The organism is Exiguobacterium sp. s133 (assembly GCF_018618595.1).
In the GTDB taxonomy this organism is placed as follows: Bacteria; Bacillota; Bacilli; order Exiguobacteriales; family Exiguobacteriaceae; genus Exiguobacterium_A; species Exiguobacterium_A oxidotolerans.
In genome coordinates, this window is sequence record NZ_JACSMK010000019.1 from 1 (window position 1) to 14,598 (window position 14,598).

Consider the following 14,598-nt stretch of genomic DNA (forward strand, 5'->3'; position numbering starts at 1 on the left):
AGAATACCAAGTCTGGAACGATAAGTCAACAACTTTTTAAAAGAATTTTTTTCGTTCGTTTCAAGCGTGCGTCCTCTTTAGGACATGAATTAATATACCACGATAGTTAGGGGATGACAACTGTTTTATTAAAATAGTTTCATTTTTTTCGATTTTTCTTTTTAAGAACAGATTAAAGGCTGCAAACCACTCGGGCTCACAGCCTTCACTCGTTCACTTCATCATGATTGAAACGCGTCTTCGTTTTGCTTCGCTTATATAGAAGAAATACAACGACTCGGCTAATTTCATTTGTGCTTCAAGATCACCATAATCATCATAACTAATCTCAAGTAGATGACGTTTCATCAAGTAGTCTTCTTTTGCTTTAGACAATTCTGTAAGGAGACGCTCATCGTATTCGTTTCGGATTTTTTTTCGAAACCAACTCATAGTTCGCGTCTTCCCTCCATCGCACGGGATAATGTAACTTCGTCCGCATACTCTAAATCTCCCCCAACAGGAAGACCATGTGCAATTCGTGTCACACGAATTCCCGTCGGTTTCAGTAAACGTGACAAGTACATCGCCGTTGCCTCTCCCTCAATGTTCGGATTCGTTGCTAAGATGATTTCCGTAATGGCTTCGTCTTCTTGAAGACGTGTCAAAAGACTCGATACGTTAATGTCTTCAGGTCCAATCCCTTCCATTGGACTAATCGCCCCGTGGAGTACATGGTACAACCCTTGATAATCTCGCATCTTCTCCATCGCAATCACATCTCGCGAATCCTGAACAACACAGACAACCGTCCGATTACGATGTTTATCCGAACAAACATAACACGGATCTTTGTCCGTTATGTTTCCACACACGCTACAATAAGAAATATCGCGCTTCGCGCTGACGAGTGCCTTCCCGAACATCAACACATCATCTTCTTCCATGTCTAAGACATGAAAAGCAAGACGAACAGCCGTTTTCGGTCCGATCCCCGGTAGCTTCGTAAAACTTTCAATCAAACGACTGATTGCTTCAGGATATTGCAATTGATTTCCTCCTACAGTTTAAAACATTCCCGGCATGTTCATACCTTGCGTAAATTTACCCATTTTACTTGAAACAAGTTCATCGACTTTTTTCAATGCATCATTCGTTGCAGCGAGGACGAGATCTTGAATCATTTCGACATCGTCAGGATCCACTACTTCTTCTTTGATGATGACGTCGATGATATTTTTATGACCATCAGCTACGACAGATACCATTTCACCGCCAGCTGTACCTGTCACTGTCAAATCCTTAAGTTCTTCCTGAGCTTTCGCCATATCCTTTTGCATCTTTTGCATTTGTTTCATCATATTGTTCATGTTTCCCATACCACGCATATTTGTTCCTCCTCAAGTAAGATTAGTCTTCAAATTCTACGATATCACCAAAACGACCAAGCGTCTCGGATAATAAGCGATCGCTTTCCGATTCTTCAGCGACCTCTTTCTCTTCTATATTACTACTATTTCGCTTTGCAACAAACTCTGCCTTTAATTCATTCCAGTCTTGATCAAGAATTGCGAGAATCTCCCGTTTGACGCCACATACTTCAAACAGGGCTTCTTCGATAACGAAACGCGTTCGTTCATTCGTCATGACTTGTTCGAAATGCCAGCCCTTCCCGTTATCAAACTCAATCAATAACGTATCTCCCGAACACAAGACGGGTTTACTTTCATGGACAAGCGAATAGATCGGACCATCTTGCTTTAAGATGAGTTTTAGAATAGCATCCCAGCGCTCTTGGATTTCAAGCAATTGTGCTTTTTCTGCTCGCATCAGCATTTGTCGAATCCGCTCTTTCGCGATCCGCACGGTCGGACGACCTTGCTTCCGTTTAGCTGGTTGCGCCGCGACTGTTTCTGCTGCCGGTACACCGTTCGCTTTCAACTGATGCATCTGTTCCTTCATTTCTCTTACTTCCTGTTGCAATGACTGGACGATTTGTCCCGTCGTACGCCCCTGTTCCGTAATTTGGATGAAGGCAATCTCGACTAAGACACGTGGATGATTCGTCAATCGCATCTGTTGTTGGCAATCATGCAGTTGTTCGATGACATGGAAACATGTTTCCGCTTCAATCATTTCGACGAACTGTTTGAATTCCTCTGTCGGACGGGCGCGTTCTAACAAATCGACTGCCGTCGGTGAGGCTTTTAGCAGGAGCGTATCCCGATAAAAGAAGACCAGGTCCTCGACGAATCGCTTCAGGTCTTTTCCTGCCCGTTGCATCTGCTCAAGTGTCTGCAATAATTGATCGACTTGATGATTATGAAGTGCGTTTGCAATCGCGAGCAACGCTTCGTCTTCTACGGCACCCGTTACTTCGAGTACGGCAGCATCCGTCAAATCCCCATTCGAGAAAGCGACTGCTTGGTCGAGTAAACTTAAGGCATCCCGCATTCCTCCGTCTGCTGCGCGTGCAATCAACCGTAACGCCGTCTCCGAGTAGGCAATTTCTTGATCGGATAAGATGAACTGCATCCGTTCGACTAGTTGGTCGACTTCATGGCGTTTGACATCAAAACGTTGGCAACGCGAAATGATGGTCGCCGGGATTTTATGGGGCTCTGTTGTCGCTAAGATGAAAATCGCATGTGCCGGTGGTTCTTCAAGCGTTTTTAATAATGCATTGAACGCTCCCGTCGATAGCATATGCACTTCATCGATGATATAAACTTTATAGGCTGCTTCTGAAGGCGGGTACTTCACCTTATCGCGGATTTCACGAATTTCGTCGACTCCGTTGTTTGAAGCCGCATCGATTTCGAACACATCCGGACTCGATCCTTCCGTAATCGCGAGACATGTCGGGCATTCATTACACGGTTCTTTTACAGGTGCGTGTTCACAGTTGATTGCTTTTGCGATGATTTTCGCAAGACTTGTCTTCCCCGTTCCGCGCGGGCCTGAAAATAGGTAGGCATGTGACATCCGTTCTTCCATCAATGCGTTTTGAATCGTCCGAGTGATATGTGCTTGCCCGACGACTTCATCAAAACGCTGCGGACGATACACGCGGTATAGTGCTTGATAGGCCAAATTTGCGCCTCCTCTTTTTTAAGATCCTTGTTCTATTCTACCTAAAAAAGTCTACAACCGAAACCGGCTGTAGACTTGTTTTATAAAAATTAAACTGCCGCGCACCATATTCTGAAATATGTTCAACATGCGTTACTCACGCAGCCTGCTCAGTTCAAGCACTCCTGCGGCACACAGAGAGCACCACTTAAGGCTGCTTCCTTCCGGACCTGACCTAGTTCATGGGTATCTGTTGCGCAGGACTCAAACGTCAACGCTACTTACGTAAGGCAGACCATACCAATCATATCCCTCGATATGGAATTCAGTCTCGCTATAGCGGATTGCGAGTGACAGGGAACCGCTACATCCCCACCTAGCACGGCAAATGATTTATCGTTTTTTAGTGGCACCCGTTCGAGTGCTTTTTCATTATACTGTTTCGTCTAAATTGTTGCAACCCATTGCACGTTTCTTTGCTTTCTTTTTCGCACGAAGTTCGCGAAAGAACGCCGTTAACAACTCACCACATTCTTTTTCTAATATACCACTCGTCAGACGTGAAACATGGTTAAAGCGCTCATCTTGGATGAGGTTCATCAAAGTTCCGCAACAACCACCTTTTGGATCAACGGCTCCGAAGATGACATGTTCAATCCGCGATAACATGATGGCTCCGGCACACATCGGACACGGTTCAAGCGTCACATACAGTTCGCACCCTTCCAGTCGCCAGTTCCCGAGCTTTTCACACGCTTGCTCGATGGCGAGTAATTCGGCGTGTGCCGTCGCCTGATGATTCGTTTCCCGGTGATTATACCCGGTCGCAATGACTTGATCGTCTTTGACGATGACACACCCAATCGGCACTTCGCCGATGGCTTCCGCCTTTTTCGCCTCACCAATCGCGAGCTCCATATAATATTCGTGTCGCTCCACTTCTACTCACTCCCTATCTTTACAAAAATTCTCCCTCTGAAACTTCGGCAGGGGTCCCTGCTTTGTGCTAAAATATAAATTGCACTTTGCTGAACGGAGGGTAATTGAATATGTTCATAACGGTTGAAGGACCGATTGGTGTAGGCAAAACTTCACTTGCGAACGCCATCAGTCATCATTTCTCATTTTCTATGTTACGCGAAATTGTCGAAGAAAATCCCTTTCTTGGAAAGTTCTATGAGGACATCGAAGAATGGAGTTTCCAAACAGAGATGTTCTTTTTATGCAATCGCTTTAAACAGCTCGATGATATCGAACGTCACTACCTAAGTAAACAACGCTCTGTCGTCGCTGATTATCATATCTTTAAAAACCTGATTTTTGCTCACCGCTCGCTCAAAGTAGAGCACATCGATAAATATGAACAAATTTATTCGATCTTAACGACGGATATGCCAAAACCGGATGCCGTCATCTACTTGAATGCGAGTATCGATACACTGATGAAACGCGTCGCCTTACGCGGACGTGAAGTTGAAGAACACATGTCACGCGATTATCTCGAGCAACTCGCAGCAGACTACGAAACGTTCGTCACGGAGTATCAAATCAAACACCCGGAAGTCAAAGTCATCCGTTTTAACGGAGATGAACTCGACTTCGTCAAACGCCCAGAAGACTTGGATTATGTCTTAACTAAAATCCGCAATGAATTATATGAAGGAGCGAACCACGCATGAACTCGAAGTTACGTGAAAAATACAATATTCCGGCAGATGCCGTCATTACGATCGGTGGAATGGTCGGAATCGGAAAATCGACGATCACGAATGGTCTAGCAGACGCACTCGGCTTCCGGACATCTCTTGAAAAAGTCGATACGAACCCTTATCTCGATAAATTCTACCACGATTTCGAGCGCTGGAGCTTCCACTTACAAATCTATTTCTTAGCGGAACGGTTTAAAGAACAAAAGAAAATCTTCCAATACGGTGGTGGTTTCATCCAAGACCGCTCCATCTACGAAGATACAGGCATTTTCGCGAAGATGCACTTCGAAAAAGGAACGATGTCACCAACGGACTACGAAACGTATTCCAGTTTGTTCGATGCGATGGTCATGACGCCATTTTTCCCGCATCCGGACTTGTTGATTTATCTGGAAGGATCGTTTGAACAGGTGCTCGACCGGATTCGTCTCCGCGGACGCGAGATGGAACAGCAAACACCAATCGAGTATTGGGAAGAGATGTACGAACGGTATACGAACTGGATCAATAACTTCACGATTTGCCCGGTCCTTCGTTTATCCATCGATGAATATGATCTTCTAAATGAACCGGAGTCGATTGAACGTATCCTCTCGAAAATCGATAAACAACTTGAAGTCGCCCGGATTGCAAAAACACGTTGATTCACACGCAAAAGCCCTTCGACAGTCGCCGAAGGGCTTTTGCGTGTAGACAAACTCTTATAAAGCGTGAACATGCGATAACGAAAGACAATCCGGTCGCGCTTCCCTGTCTCGCCTCGTCTTCAAAGCGGCAATCTTCCGCGCCGCTACAGCAAAGCTGCAGGGTCGCGACCGATTGCTTTTCGCGGTTCTAAGCGATTCGAGACGGATTGCGCCCTAAACCGTCTGCATGACTGGCTTTCCGTCATAGTGTTACCTAAAAAGCGTCACGTTTCGTTGACTCCTGCGGGGAACGCACGTTCAGAGGCAGACAAGACCCTGCTTCTTGTCCGTTAGGACGAAGGAGCAACGGCTTGCGCCTCGCCCGAGGAAAGCAACGAAAAAAGACGCTTGATCTCCCGATGGCACTTTGTCTACAGCCTGAGCCCCTCGACAGTCGTCGAAGGGCTTTTTTTAGCGTGCTGTTACTTGTTTGATTTGGTCGATGTGATGTAAGTCGTGCTGTTTCATCGCGCCAAGCAAGTCGACGATCATCATCGTTTTCCCGTTCGAAGTGAACGTATCCATCAAACGTTCTTCCGGAATCAAATCAACGGCCCGGCTTAATAGGTCACGGCTGACTAAGAATTCATCAATCGTTAAGATTCGTTGCTGCTCGCGACTCATCTTCGCCGCTTCTTCGTTGACTTCCTGACTGTTCGGCTTCACACGGAATGGTTCGTCCGCCAACATGAATGGAAGACGTTCTGCCACCATGAAGCGGTCCCACGGTGACAAGTGACCTACGATTTCAGCAATCGTCCATTTGCCTTCCGCATATGAGCTACGCCACGCGTCTTCCGGGATGTGTTCGAGTTCACGGACGAAGTTCATCGTTTCTTTATAGTGAGTGAGTAAGGTTTCTTTTGTATTGGTCATATCAAGTGCTCCTTCTTCCTTTTTACATGTAGGAAAACATAGCATGCGAACGGATCTTGGTGCAATAAAAAAGCACCTCACACGATGTGAGATGCTCGATATAAGCGGAGTCGGTGGGATTCGAACCCACGCGGGCCTTACGACCCCTAACGGATTTCGAGTCCGTCCCCTTCAGCCGGGCTTGGGTACGACTCCATGTTAAATTTATTTTTGGGTAAAAAAAAAGAAGTGGAGGAGGCGGTGGGATTCGAACCCACGCACGGCTTTCGCCGCCTGACGGTTTTCAAGACCGTTCTCTTAAACCACTTGAGTACGCCTCCAAGTTATATGTAGTTTTCAGGTAAAAAAAAAGAAATGGAGGAGGCGGTGGGATTCGAACCCACGCACGGCTTTCGCCGCCTGACGGTTTTCAAGACCGTTCTCTTAAACCACTTGAGTACGCCTCCGTACTTATAATCGAGCAAATTGTAACGTGCTTGCCTTCCTGACATAAATTATAATAGCATCTTGGTTTTACTCTGTAAAGACCTTTTCTAAAAAAACTTTTTAAAAGTATAAAGGGGGAAGGCTCCCCCTTTTCTACTTATGCTTGAATCACTTTGAGTCCACCCATGTATGGACGAAGTACTTCTGGAATAATAACTGAACCATCTGCTTGTTGATAGTTCTCTAAGATGGCTGCGACCGTCCGGCCAACAGCAAGCGCAGAACCGTTTAATGTATGCACGAATTCCGGTTTTGCATTCGCTTCCCGGCGGAAACGAATTTGTGCCCGGCGCGCCTGGAAATCTTCAAAGTTTGAACAAGAAGAAATCTCGCGGTAAACGCCTTGGCTCGGCATCCAGACTTCGATATCGTATTTCTTCGCTGCTGTGAATCCAAGATCCGCTGTACACATGCTGAGGACTTGATACGGTAATTTCAATCGTTTAAGCACTTCTTCGGCTTGACCAGTCAACAGTTCAAGTTGTTCATAAGACTCTTCCGGCTTAACGAAACGAACGAGCTCCACTTTGTTGAATTGGTGTTGACGAATCAGGCCTCGTGTATCACGGCCGGCAGATCCGGCTTCTGAGCGGAAACACTGGCTGTATGCTGCATAACCGATCGGTAATTGGCTTGCTGCCAAGATTTCATCCCGGTGCATGTTCGTCACCGGCACTTCCGCTGTCGGCACGAGGAAGTAGTTCGTCTCTTCGACTTTGAACGCATCTTCTTCAAATTTCGGAAGTTGACCTGTTCCTGTCATTGATTCGCGGTTGACCATGAGTGGCGGTAAAATTTCCGTATAGCCGTTTTCATCTTGATGCATGTCCATCATGAAGTTGATTAACGCACGTTCGAGACGTGCACCTGCCCCACGATAGAAAACGAAGCGACTTCCTGTGACTTTCCCTGCCCGTTCCACGTCGACGATTTTTAATTGCTCCATCAAATCCCAATGCGGGACGGCGTCGAAGTCAAAGGCCGGTTTATCACCCACTTCACGGATGACGACATTATCATCCTCTGAAGAACCGATCGGGACGCTGTCATGCGGAATGTTCGGGATACCAAGCAACAGTTGATTCAACGTCGCTTCGACTTCGCGCAACTCGTCGTCGATTCCTTTAATCTCATCTCCGACAGTTCGCATCGCGGCAATTGCCTCGTCGGCATTTTCTTTATTGCGTTTGAGTTCTGCAATTTTTTTCGTCGCGTCATTTCGTTCCGCTTTTAAGACCTCGGTCCGGGCAATCAGTTCACGACGTTTTTCGTCTAACGCGATGAACCGGTTCATGTCCGTTAAATCTTCTCCACGGTGTGCTAGTTTTTCTTGGATTGCGTCAAAATCCTGACGCAGACGTTTAATATCAATCATGTGTATTCCTCCTTTTTTTCAATAAAAAAAGGCAATCCATCCCTCTCCGGTATAAAAACCGAAGAGGGACGAATCACCTTGGATCCGCGTTGCCACCCTCATTGCTAGTCTTGCTAGCCAACTCAAAGACGCGATAACGGGCGTACCCGCACCTTGTTCGCAAGGTGTGCGATCCGGCTCGATTCAAGGCATCCTTCTGACTAGTTCACACCAACCACTAGCTCTCTTAACAGAATAAATTCCTTTACTTGGTCCGTTCATTGCATCGTTATGAGATTAGCTCTACTTTACACTATCCTGTTTGAGATTGACAAGACCCGGTTTACGAATCGCATCATCAATTTTATCGGACCAGGCAGCAATCGCCCGGAACAAACGGGTCTTGAAGCTCGCCAAAGCGATTCGCTCCGCACTATAGAGAAGTGATCTCGGCACATCAAACCCCGGCAAGTACATGCCTTCATCCTTCACTTGAACCGTTCCGACACTTGCGCCATTCTTGATTGGAGCATGGGTCAGATTAAACGTAAATACGGGTGGACGGGTTGCTGCGTTCTTCGGCACCGTCACGTAAAGCGATGCATCCGTGATGACGTCATAGTCTGTTTCTTCCGCACCACGAATCGGGAAGACGTCTTTAATCCGCTCGCCTTTTCCGTAATAAGTCAACGGCTCAAACGATGAGAAGCCATAATCGAGTAACTTTTTTGTTTCTGCAAACCGCGCTTGATCGGATGTCGTCCGCATGACGACTGTAATGATCGTCATGTTATCTTTCGTCGCGACACCGGCAAAACAATATCCGGCAAGATCAGTCGTCCCTGTCTTCATCCCACGCATCCCGGGATACGCGTACTTTTGATCTTTCAACATCTTATCGGAGTTTTGGAGTGTGATGCCATCCAGTTTCATCGAAGAACGACTCGTGACATCTAAGACATCGGGATAATCTTTAATAAAACGAATGACGAGTAGTGCAATGTCGGTCGCTGTCATCAAGTTCGTCCCCGGTAAGGCTGCATCGACTGCATCGAGTCCCGATGCATTTGAGTATTCTGTATTGTCCATCCCAAATGTATTCGCCGTCTCATTCATCAGCTTGACGAATTTTTGTTCTGTTCCGGCAACGACTTCAGCAAGTAATACAGCCGCATCATTAGCTGACTTGATGAACGCTGCATCATAGAGCTCACGAACGGTATATGTACGATTGCTTAACGGCACCCGTGCCAATCCTGGTGTGCCTGCTAATTTGAGTACTTTTTGGCTTGGTTGAACTTTTTTGTTCCAGCTTAGTTTCTTTTGTTCGATTTGACGTCGGACTAAGTAAAGTGTCATCAATTTCGTCATCGAAGCCGGAGGTAAAGCCAAATCGGCTTGTTCTTCTAACAATACTTTACCGGTCACAGCATCGACCATGATGTAGGATTCTGCCTTGATCGTCGGTACCTCGGCATAACTCGTCACTGGGAGTAGACTCGTCGTCAGTAAAAGGACGCTCAAGAAGAGTATGAAAAGTCGTTTCATCGTTCCTCTCCTTCAATTCATTTATACCCTCAGTGTAGCATAAAAAAAGTATCCCACAGCTTGAACTGAAGGATACTTTTTTTGTCGTTAGATGACGTGAACCGAACGTTGCTGTTTTACTTTTTCAATAAAGTAACGATGCAAACAGGTATCGTTCGTTAATTCCGGATGAAACGAACAGGCGAGATGCATGTCTGTTTCGACGACGACGATCTCGTCGTCAATGCGAGCGAGAACGCGGGTCGCTTGATCGATTCGTTCGACATAAGGGGCTCGAATAAAGACAGCTTCAATGTCCGCCCCGATTCCGTCGACGGCTAGCATCGTTTCAAAACTGTCCACTTGGCGACCGAACGCATTTCGTTTCACTTTCATCGGGATTGCCCCGAGGTGAACATCTCCTTGTTCAAGTTCCGTCGCTAATAAAATCATCCCGGCGCACGTCCCGAACATCGGTAACGTCTTTATTTTTTGTCGAAGGGGCACAAGCAAGGCGTAGCGATCAATCAACCGGCGCATCGCTGTCGACTCACCACCGGGCAAGACAAGTCCGGCGATTCCTTCTAAATCTTCCGCCGATTTGATGATTCGTGTTTTTACACCGAGCGATGCCAACATCTCAAGGTGTTCCCTGACTGCCCCTTGTAGACCAAGTACCCCGATTACCATCCCCGTGGTGCCATCCGTTCCTCAAACGGCATCGACGTGACATCAATCCCCTTCATCGCTGTTCCGAGACCTTTCGAGAGATACGCAATTCGTTCGAAGTCATCCCGGTACGTCACGGCTTCGACGATCGCTTTCGCAAATTTTTCCGGTTGCTCCGATTTAAAAATGCCTGAACCAACGAAAACACCGTCAGCTCCAAGATGCATCATCAGCGCAGCATCTGCCGGCGTCGCGATTCCACCGGCAGCAAAGTTAACAACGGGTAGACGCCCTTCTTGCTGAATCATCCGTAAGACTTCGTAAGGTGCACCCCACTCCTTCGCCCGTGTCATCAACTCATCCGGATTCGTATGTAAAATCTGGTTGAGTTCAGCTTGAATTTTTCGCATATGCCGGACGGCTTCGACGACGTTACCCGTTCCCGGTTCGCCTTTTGTCCGAATCATCGCCGCACCTTCCGCAATTCGGCGAGCCGCCTCTCCTAAATCGCGTGCCCCACAAACGAACGGTACCGTAAACGTCGACTTCAACAGATGGTACTCTTCATCAGCCGGTGTCAGGACTTCACTCTCATCAATGAAATCGACCCCCATCGACTCAAGGATCCGTGCTTCGACGATATGGCCGATTCGGCATTTCGCCATGACAGGAATCGTGACGGCATTTACGACCTCTTCCGTGATGGTCGGATCTGCCATTCGTGCCACACCTCCATCTCGGCGAATATCAGACGGGACACGTTCGAGTGCCATGACGGCGACGGCACCGGCTGCCTCTGCGATTTTCGCTTGCTCGGCATTGACGACGTCCATGATGACGCCCCCTTTTTGCATCTCAGCCATTCCTCTTTTGACACGATCCGTTCCTTGTTGCCGTTCCATCATTCTAAATTCCCCCTTGAACAATTTGATTGATAGCTCCTTACTTACGTTTTAGTATAGTCTCGATTGACTATTTTAAAAGTATCAGTTTATGATGAAATGAACAGGTCAGTTTTAGGAGGTACTTCAATGGATATGTTATCGTTCGAGTTAATACGAGAGGGCAATAAGCCGTTATACGAGCAATTGTATCAACAGATTCGTCAAGAAATCATCGATGGACGTCTAGAGTATGGTGTCAAATTACCGTCAAAACGAAAACTCGGTCAGTTCTTGAACTTGAGTCAAACGACGATTGAGCTCGCCTATCAACAACTCGTCGCCGAAGGCTATGTCGAGTCAGTTTCAAGAAAAGGGTATTTTGTCTTAGCACACGAAGAGCTTGCTTATGTAAAGAAAATACCACTAGCAACGAAGCAACGCCTTTCTCCGTCCACCTATATCCGTCATGATTTCCATCCGAGTAAAATCGATGGATCATCTTTTCCTTTTTCACGTTGGCGAAAACATGCGAAGGATGTCATCGATGAACATAATCAATCTCTTGTTTCACTCGGACACCCGCAAGGCGATCTCGCCTTACGTGTTGAAATTGCGACCTACCTATATCACTCAAGAGGTGTCATCTGTTCGCCTGAACAAATCATCATTGGGTCTGGGGTCGAACAACTTTTGGCCCAACTGATTTTCCTGCTAGGACAACACGTCACCTACGGAATCGAAGATCCCGGTTATCATGCGACCCGACTCATTCTTGAGAATCATGGACGAACAGCAATCCCGATTCCGGTCGATCAAAGTGGTGTCAAAGTCTCGACTTTAAGTCAGACCGATGTGGATATCATGTATGTGACACCTGCCCACCAATTTCCATCCGGAAGCATCTTATCCGTCAATCGGCGCCGGCAATTGGTGAACTGGGCTGCTGAATCCCCGACACGTTACATCATTGAGGATGACTACGACAGTGAGTTTCGTTATAGTGGCAAGTCGATTCCGTCACTCCACAGCATCGATAGTGAACGAGTACTTTATTTGAGCACCTTCTCCAAGTCGCTCATGCCTTCACTGCGGATTGGCTACATGGTCCTTCCGCCTTCTTTGCTTGAGCGCTATCAGACCGAACTCTCCTATTACACATGCAGTGTCTCACGTTTTGATCAAACGATTTTGACACGTTTTATGAAAGAAGGCGACTTCGAGAAACATTTGAATCGGATGCGAAAGATCTATCGGCGTAAGTTAGACATCGTCGTCAATTCGTTACGTGCTATCTCATCCCTGCGCTTGACCGGCGAAAGTGCGGGTTTGCATGTCGTCGTTTCTGTTGCGAACGGGATGACGGAAGAAGAATTAGTCAGGCGAGCACACGACGCTTCAATTCAGGTCTATGGTTTATCCCAGTATGCACAACTTCCGTTAGAAGCAATGCACCCACAAATCGTGTTAGGTTTTGCAAGTCTATCGGAATCAGATCTTGAAGAGGGGCTTGGGGAGTTGTTACAGTCTTGGCAGTTGTAACAGCAGTCTTTCGGACTGTGAACAAAACCAGCTTGAACGTGTCCGTGATTTTCATATAGGCTATGTCGTGAAACACCTTGAGCCGCCTAACATCATTAATCTATAAACAAAAAAAGGCCCCGCATCATCTGCAGGGCTTTCTTTTTATTGGCGTGTATAGTTCGATGCTTCTTTTGTGATTTGAATGTCATGTGGGTGACTTTCTTGTAAGCCAGCACCCGTCATGCGGATGAATTGTGTGTCTTCTCGCAATTCTTCTAATGAAGCTGCTCCACAATATCCCATTCCTGAACGAATCCCACCAACGAGTTGATAGACAGAATCACCGAGTTTTCCACGGTAAGCGACACGACCTTCAATTCCTTCTGGAACGAATTTCTTATCTGCTTCTTGGAAGTAGCGATCTTGACTACCACGTTTCATTGATGCTTCAGAACCCATACCACGGTATGTCTTAAATTGACGACCTTGGTAGATCTCCATTTCGCCCGGGCTTTCTTCAACACCAGCAAGCAGACTACCTAACATGACCGCATGACCGCCAGCTGCAAGTGCTTTGACGATATCGCCCGAGTACTTAATTCCGCCGTCGGCAATGATGGAGACACCATGCTTACGGGCCTCTGTCGCACAATCAAAGACTGCAGTGATTTGTGGAACCCCCACTCCCGCAACGACACGTGTCGTACAAATTGAACCAGGTCCAATCCCTACCTTGACGACCGATGCACCAGCTTCAATTAAATCGCGTGTTGCTTCTGCTGTTGCAACGTTCCCTGCGATGATTGGAAGATTTGGATATTCATCACGAAGCTCACGTACTTTTAAGAGTACGCCTTCAGAGTGACCGTGTGCCGTATCGACGACGAGTGCATCGACGCCTGCATCAACAAGAAAACGTGCGCGAAGAGATGCATCTTTCGTGACACCGACAGCTGCAGCGACGAGAAGACGTCCGAATTGATCTTTTGCTGCATGTGGATATTGTTCGACTTTTTCAATATCCTTTGTTGTAATTAAGCCTTTTAATACACCGTTCTCATCAACGAGTGGTAACTTTTCAATGCGATGTTTGTGGAGAATTTGTTCTGCTTCTTCAAGTGACGTACCAACTGTAGCAGTGACGAGTTCTTCTGTCGTCATGACCGTCTCAATTACCGTCGAATAGTCTTTAACAAAACGAAGATCACGATTTGTTAAAATACCAACGAGTTTCCGTTCTGTTTCGTTGTTAACGATCGGAACACCAGAAATACGATATTTACTCATTAAATATTCAGCATCGTATACTTGGCGTTCAGGTGTAAGATAAAACGGATTCGTGATGACACCATTTTCAGAACGTTTGACGCGATCGACATGTTCTGCTTGGTCTTCCATCGACATGTTTTTGTGGACGACACCTAGACCGCCTTGACGTGCCATGGCAATCGCCATTGGTGCTTCCGTCACAGTATCCATTCCTGCACTGATCAACGGGATGTTCAGTGTAATCCCTTCGCATAAGGATACAGATAGATCGACGTCACGTGGTAAGACACTTGAACGACGTGGTACAAGCAAAACGTCATCAAACGTCAAGCCCTCTTTAGCAAATTTATTCTCCCACATGTTTATCCACTCGCTTTCTCTTTGATAAAAGAATATTGATGTTATGGTAACAAGGAGAAACAGTCATGTCAATGACTCCAGTAATAATCAGAACAGTCTGAAGTTTCACACAACACAAAAAGACCGACCTGCAAGATGCAGATCGGTCCTTTTCAATTGCCTGGCAACGTCCTATCCTCACAGGGGGAAGCCCCCAACTACTTTCG

14 protein-coding genes, 3 tRNA genes, 1 other RNA gene and 1 other annotated feature are annotated in these 14,598 nt (G+C 46.6%); of the genes, 3 read left to right on the forward strand and 15 right to left on the reverse strand.

Annotation, left to right across the window (positions count from 1 at the left end):
* Positions 1 to 213 precede the first annotated feature (213 nt).
* The 6 genes from KNP96_RS16370 to tadA form a co-directional block, all read right to left on the reverse strand.
* The gene (locus KNP96_RS16370) at positions 214 to 432 is read right to left on the reverse strand and encodes a YaaL family protein (protein WP_029332191.1); all 219 of its coding nucleotides are present in this window, start codon (positions 430 to 432) and stop codon (positions 214 to 216) included.
* On the reverse strand, positions 429 to 1,028 hold the full coding sequence (gene recR, locus KNP96_RS16375; protein WP_029332190.1) for a recombination mediator RecR: 600 nt from the start codon (positions 1,026 to 1,028) through the stop codon (positions 429 to 431). The genes KNP96_RS16370 and recR overlap by 4 nt, the downstream gene beginning before the upstream one ends.
* An 18-nt stretch (positions 1,029 to 1,046) precedes the next feature.
* A complete protein-coding gene (locus tag KNP96_RS16380; RefSeq protein WP_012368932.1) occupies positions 1,047 to 1,367 on the reverse strand; it encodes a YbaB/EbfC family nucleoid-associated protein in 321 nt (106 codons plus the stop codon).
* Positions 1,368 to 1,389: 22 nt separating this feature from the next.
* Positions 1,390 to 3,072, reverse strand: a complete 1,683-nt coding sequence (gene dnaX / locus KNP96_RS16385; protein WP_214767985.1) for a DNA polymerase III subunit gamma/tau — start codon at positions 3,070 to 3,072, stop codon at positions 1,390 to 1,392.
* A 97-nt stretch (positions 3,073 to 3,169) separates the two neighbouring features.
* Positions 3,170 to 3,436, reverse strand: an RNA gene (ffs, locus tag KNP96_RS16390) — signal recognition particle sRNA large type.
* Between the two features lie 47 nt (positions 3,437 to 3,483).
* Complete coding sequence (gene tadA, locus KNP96_RS16395; RefSeq protein ID WP_088835959.1) at positions 3,484 to 3,990, reverse strand: tRNA adenosine(34) deaminase TadA; 507 nt, start codon at positions 3,988 to 3,990, stop codon at positions 3,484 to 3,486.
* Between the two features lie 110 nt (positions 3,991 to 4,100).
* On the opposite strand from tadA, the gene KNP96_RS16400 reads away from it, so the two are divergent.
* Complete coding sequence (locus KNP96_RS16400; protein WP_088835958.1) at positions 4,101 to 4,730, forward strand: deoxynucleoside kinase; 630 nt, start codon at positions 4,101 to 4,103, stop codon at positions 4,728 to 4,730.
* A complete protein-coding gene (locus KNP96_RS16405) occupies positions 4,727 to 5,404 on the forward strand; it encodes a deoxynucleoside kinase (RefSeq protein WP_029332186.1) in 678 nt (225 codons plus the stop codon). Before KNP96_RS16400 ends, KNP96_RS16405 begins: the two co-directional genes overlap by 4 nt.
* Positions 5,405 to 5,857: 453 nt before the next feature.
* Here KNP96_RS16405 and KNP96_RS16410 read toward each other — a convergent pair whose 3' ends face one another.
* From KNP96_RS16410 to pdxS, 8 genes are all read right to left on the reverse strand, one after another.
* Positions 5,858 to 6,322 carry a DinB family protein gene (locus KNP96_RS16410; RefSeq protein WP_157898458.1) on the reverse strand — a complete coding sequence of 155 codons (465 nt, stop codon included), beginning with the start codon at positions 6,320 to 6,322 and terminating at the stop codon, positions 5,858 to 5,860.
* A 105-nt stretch (positions 6,323 to 6,427) separates the two neighbouring features.
* Positions 6,428 to 6,517 (reverse strand) — tRNA-Ser (locus tag KNP96_RS16415).
* 34 nt (positions 6,518 to 6,551) lie between these two features.
* Positions 6,552 to 6,642, reverse strand: a tRNA-Ser gene (locus tag KNP96_RS16420).
* Between the two features lie 35 nt (positions 6,643 to 6,677).
* Positions 6,678 to 6,768 (reverse strand) — tRNA-Ser (locus KNP96_RS16425).
* Positions 6,769 to 6,905: 137 nt separating this feature from the next.
* Positions 6,906 to 8,183, reverse strand: a complete 1,278-nt coding sequence (gene serS, locus KNP96_RS16430; protein WP_088835956.1) for a serine--tRNA ligase — start codon at positions 8,181 to 8,183, stop codon at positions 6,906 to 6,908.
* Positions 8,184 to 8,244: 61 nt separating this feature from the next.
* Positions 8,245 to 8,453: a binding site (T-box leader), on the reverse strand.
* A gap of 12 nt (positions 8,454 to 8,465) precedes the next feature.
* Positions 8,466 to 9,710 (reverse strand): D-alanyl-D-alanine carboxypeptidase family protein, encoded by a 1,245-nt coding sequence (locus KNP96_RS16435; RefSeq protein WP_214771818.1) that lies wholly within the window; start codon positions 9,708 to 9,710, stop codon positions 8,466 to 8,468.
* A gap of 87 nt (positions 9,711 to 9,797) precedes the next feature.
* Positions 9,798 to 10,379: a pyridoxal 5'-phosphate synthase glutaminase subunit PdxT gene (gene pdxT, locus KNP96_RS16440; protein WP_088835954.1), complete on the reverse strand. Its 582-nt coding sequence runs from the start codon at positions 10,377 to 10,379 to the stop codon at positions 9,798 to 9,800.
* A complete protein-coding gene (pdxS, locus tag KNP96_RS16445; RefSeq protein WP_369834776.1) occupies positions 10,373 to 11,260 on the reverse strand; it encodes a pyridoxal 5'-phosphate synthase lyase subunit PdxS in 888 nt (295 codons plus the stop codon). Before pdxS ends, pdxT begins: the two co-directional genes overlap by 7 nt.
* Before the next feature lie 129 nt (positions 11,261 to 11,389).
* Here pdxS and pdxR point away from each other — a divergent pair, with 129 nt between their 5' ends.
* The gene (pdxR, locus tag KNP96_RS16450) at positions 11,390 to 12,781 is read left to right on the forward strand and encodes a MocR-like pyridoxine biosynthesis transcription factor PdxR (RefSeq protein WP_214771820.1); all 1,392 of its coding nucleotides are present in this window, start codon (positions 11,390 to 11,392) and stop codon (positions 12,779 to 12,781) included.
* A gap of 144 nt (positions 12,782 to 12,925) precedes the next feature.
* Here the strand turns inward: pdxR and guaB are convergent, their stop codons facing one another.
* Positions 12,926 to 14,392 (reverse strand): IMP dehydrogenase, encoded by a 1,467-nt coding sequence (gene guaB, locus KNP96_RS16455; protein WP_029332179.1) that lies wholly within the window; start codon positions 14,390 to 14,392, stop codon positions 12,926 to 12,928.
* Between the last annotated feature and the right edge of the window lie 206 nt (positions 14,393 to 14,598).

Bases quoted from the DNA above. Each gene is read 5' to 3' on its own strand.
- pdxS (WP_369834776.1), bottom strand. From the start codon at position 11,260: ATGGAACGGCAACAAGGAACGGATCGTGTCAAAAGAGGAATGGCTGAG.
- pdxR (WP_214771820.1), top strand. From the start codon at position 11,390: ATGGATATGTTATCGTTCGAGTTAATACGAGAGGGCAATAAGCCGTTA.
- serS (WP_088835956.1), bottom strand. From the start codon at position 8,183: ATGATTGATATTAAACGTCTGCGTCAGGATTTTGACGCAATCCAAGAA.
- pdxT (WP_088835954.1), bottom strand. From the start codon at position 10,379: ATGGTAATCGGGGTACTTGGTCTACAAGGGGCAGTCAGGGAACACCTT.
- KNP96_RS16410 (WP_157898458.1), bottom strand. From the start codon at position 6,322: ATGACCAATACAAAAGAAACCTTACTCACTCACTATAAAGAAACGATG.
- guaB (WP_029332179.1), bottom strand. From the start codon at position 14,392: ATGTGGGAGAATAAATTTGCTAAAGAGGGCTTGACGTTTGATGACGTT.
- KNP96_RS16435 (WP_214771818.1), bottom strand. From the start codon at position 9,710: ATGAAACGACTTTTCATACTCTTCTTGAGCGTCCTTTTACTGACGACG.
- KNP96_RS16380 (WP_012368932.1), bottom strand. From the start codon at position 1,367: ATGCGTGGTATGGGAAACATGAACAATATGATGAAACAAATGCAAAAG.
- KNP96_RS16405 (WP_029332186.1), top strand. From the start codon at position 4,727: ATGAACTCGAAGTTACGTGAAAAATACAATATTCCGGCAGATGCCGTC.
- KNP96_RS16400 (WP_088835958.1), top strand. From the start codon at position 4,101: ATGTTCATAACGGTTGAAGGACCGATTGGTGTAGGCAAAACTTCACTT.
- KNP96_RS16370 (WP_029332191.1), bottom strand. From the start codon at position 432: ATGAGTTGGTTTCGAAAAAAAATCCGAAACGAATACGATGAGCGTCTC.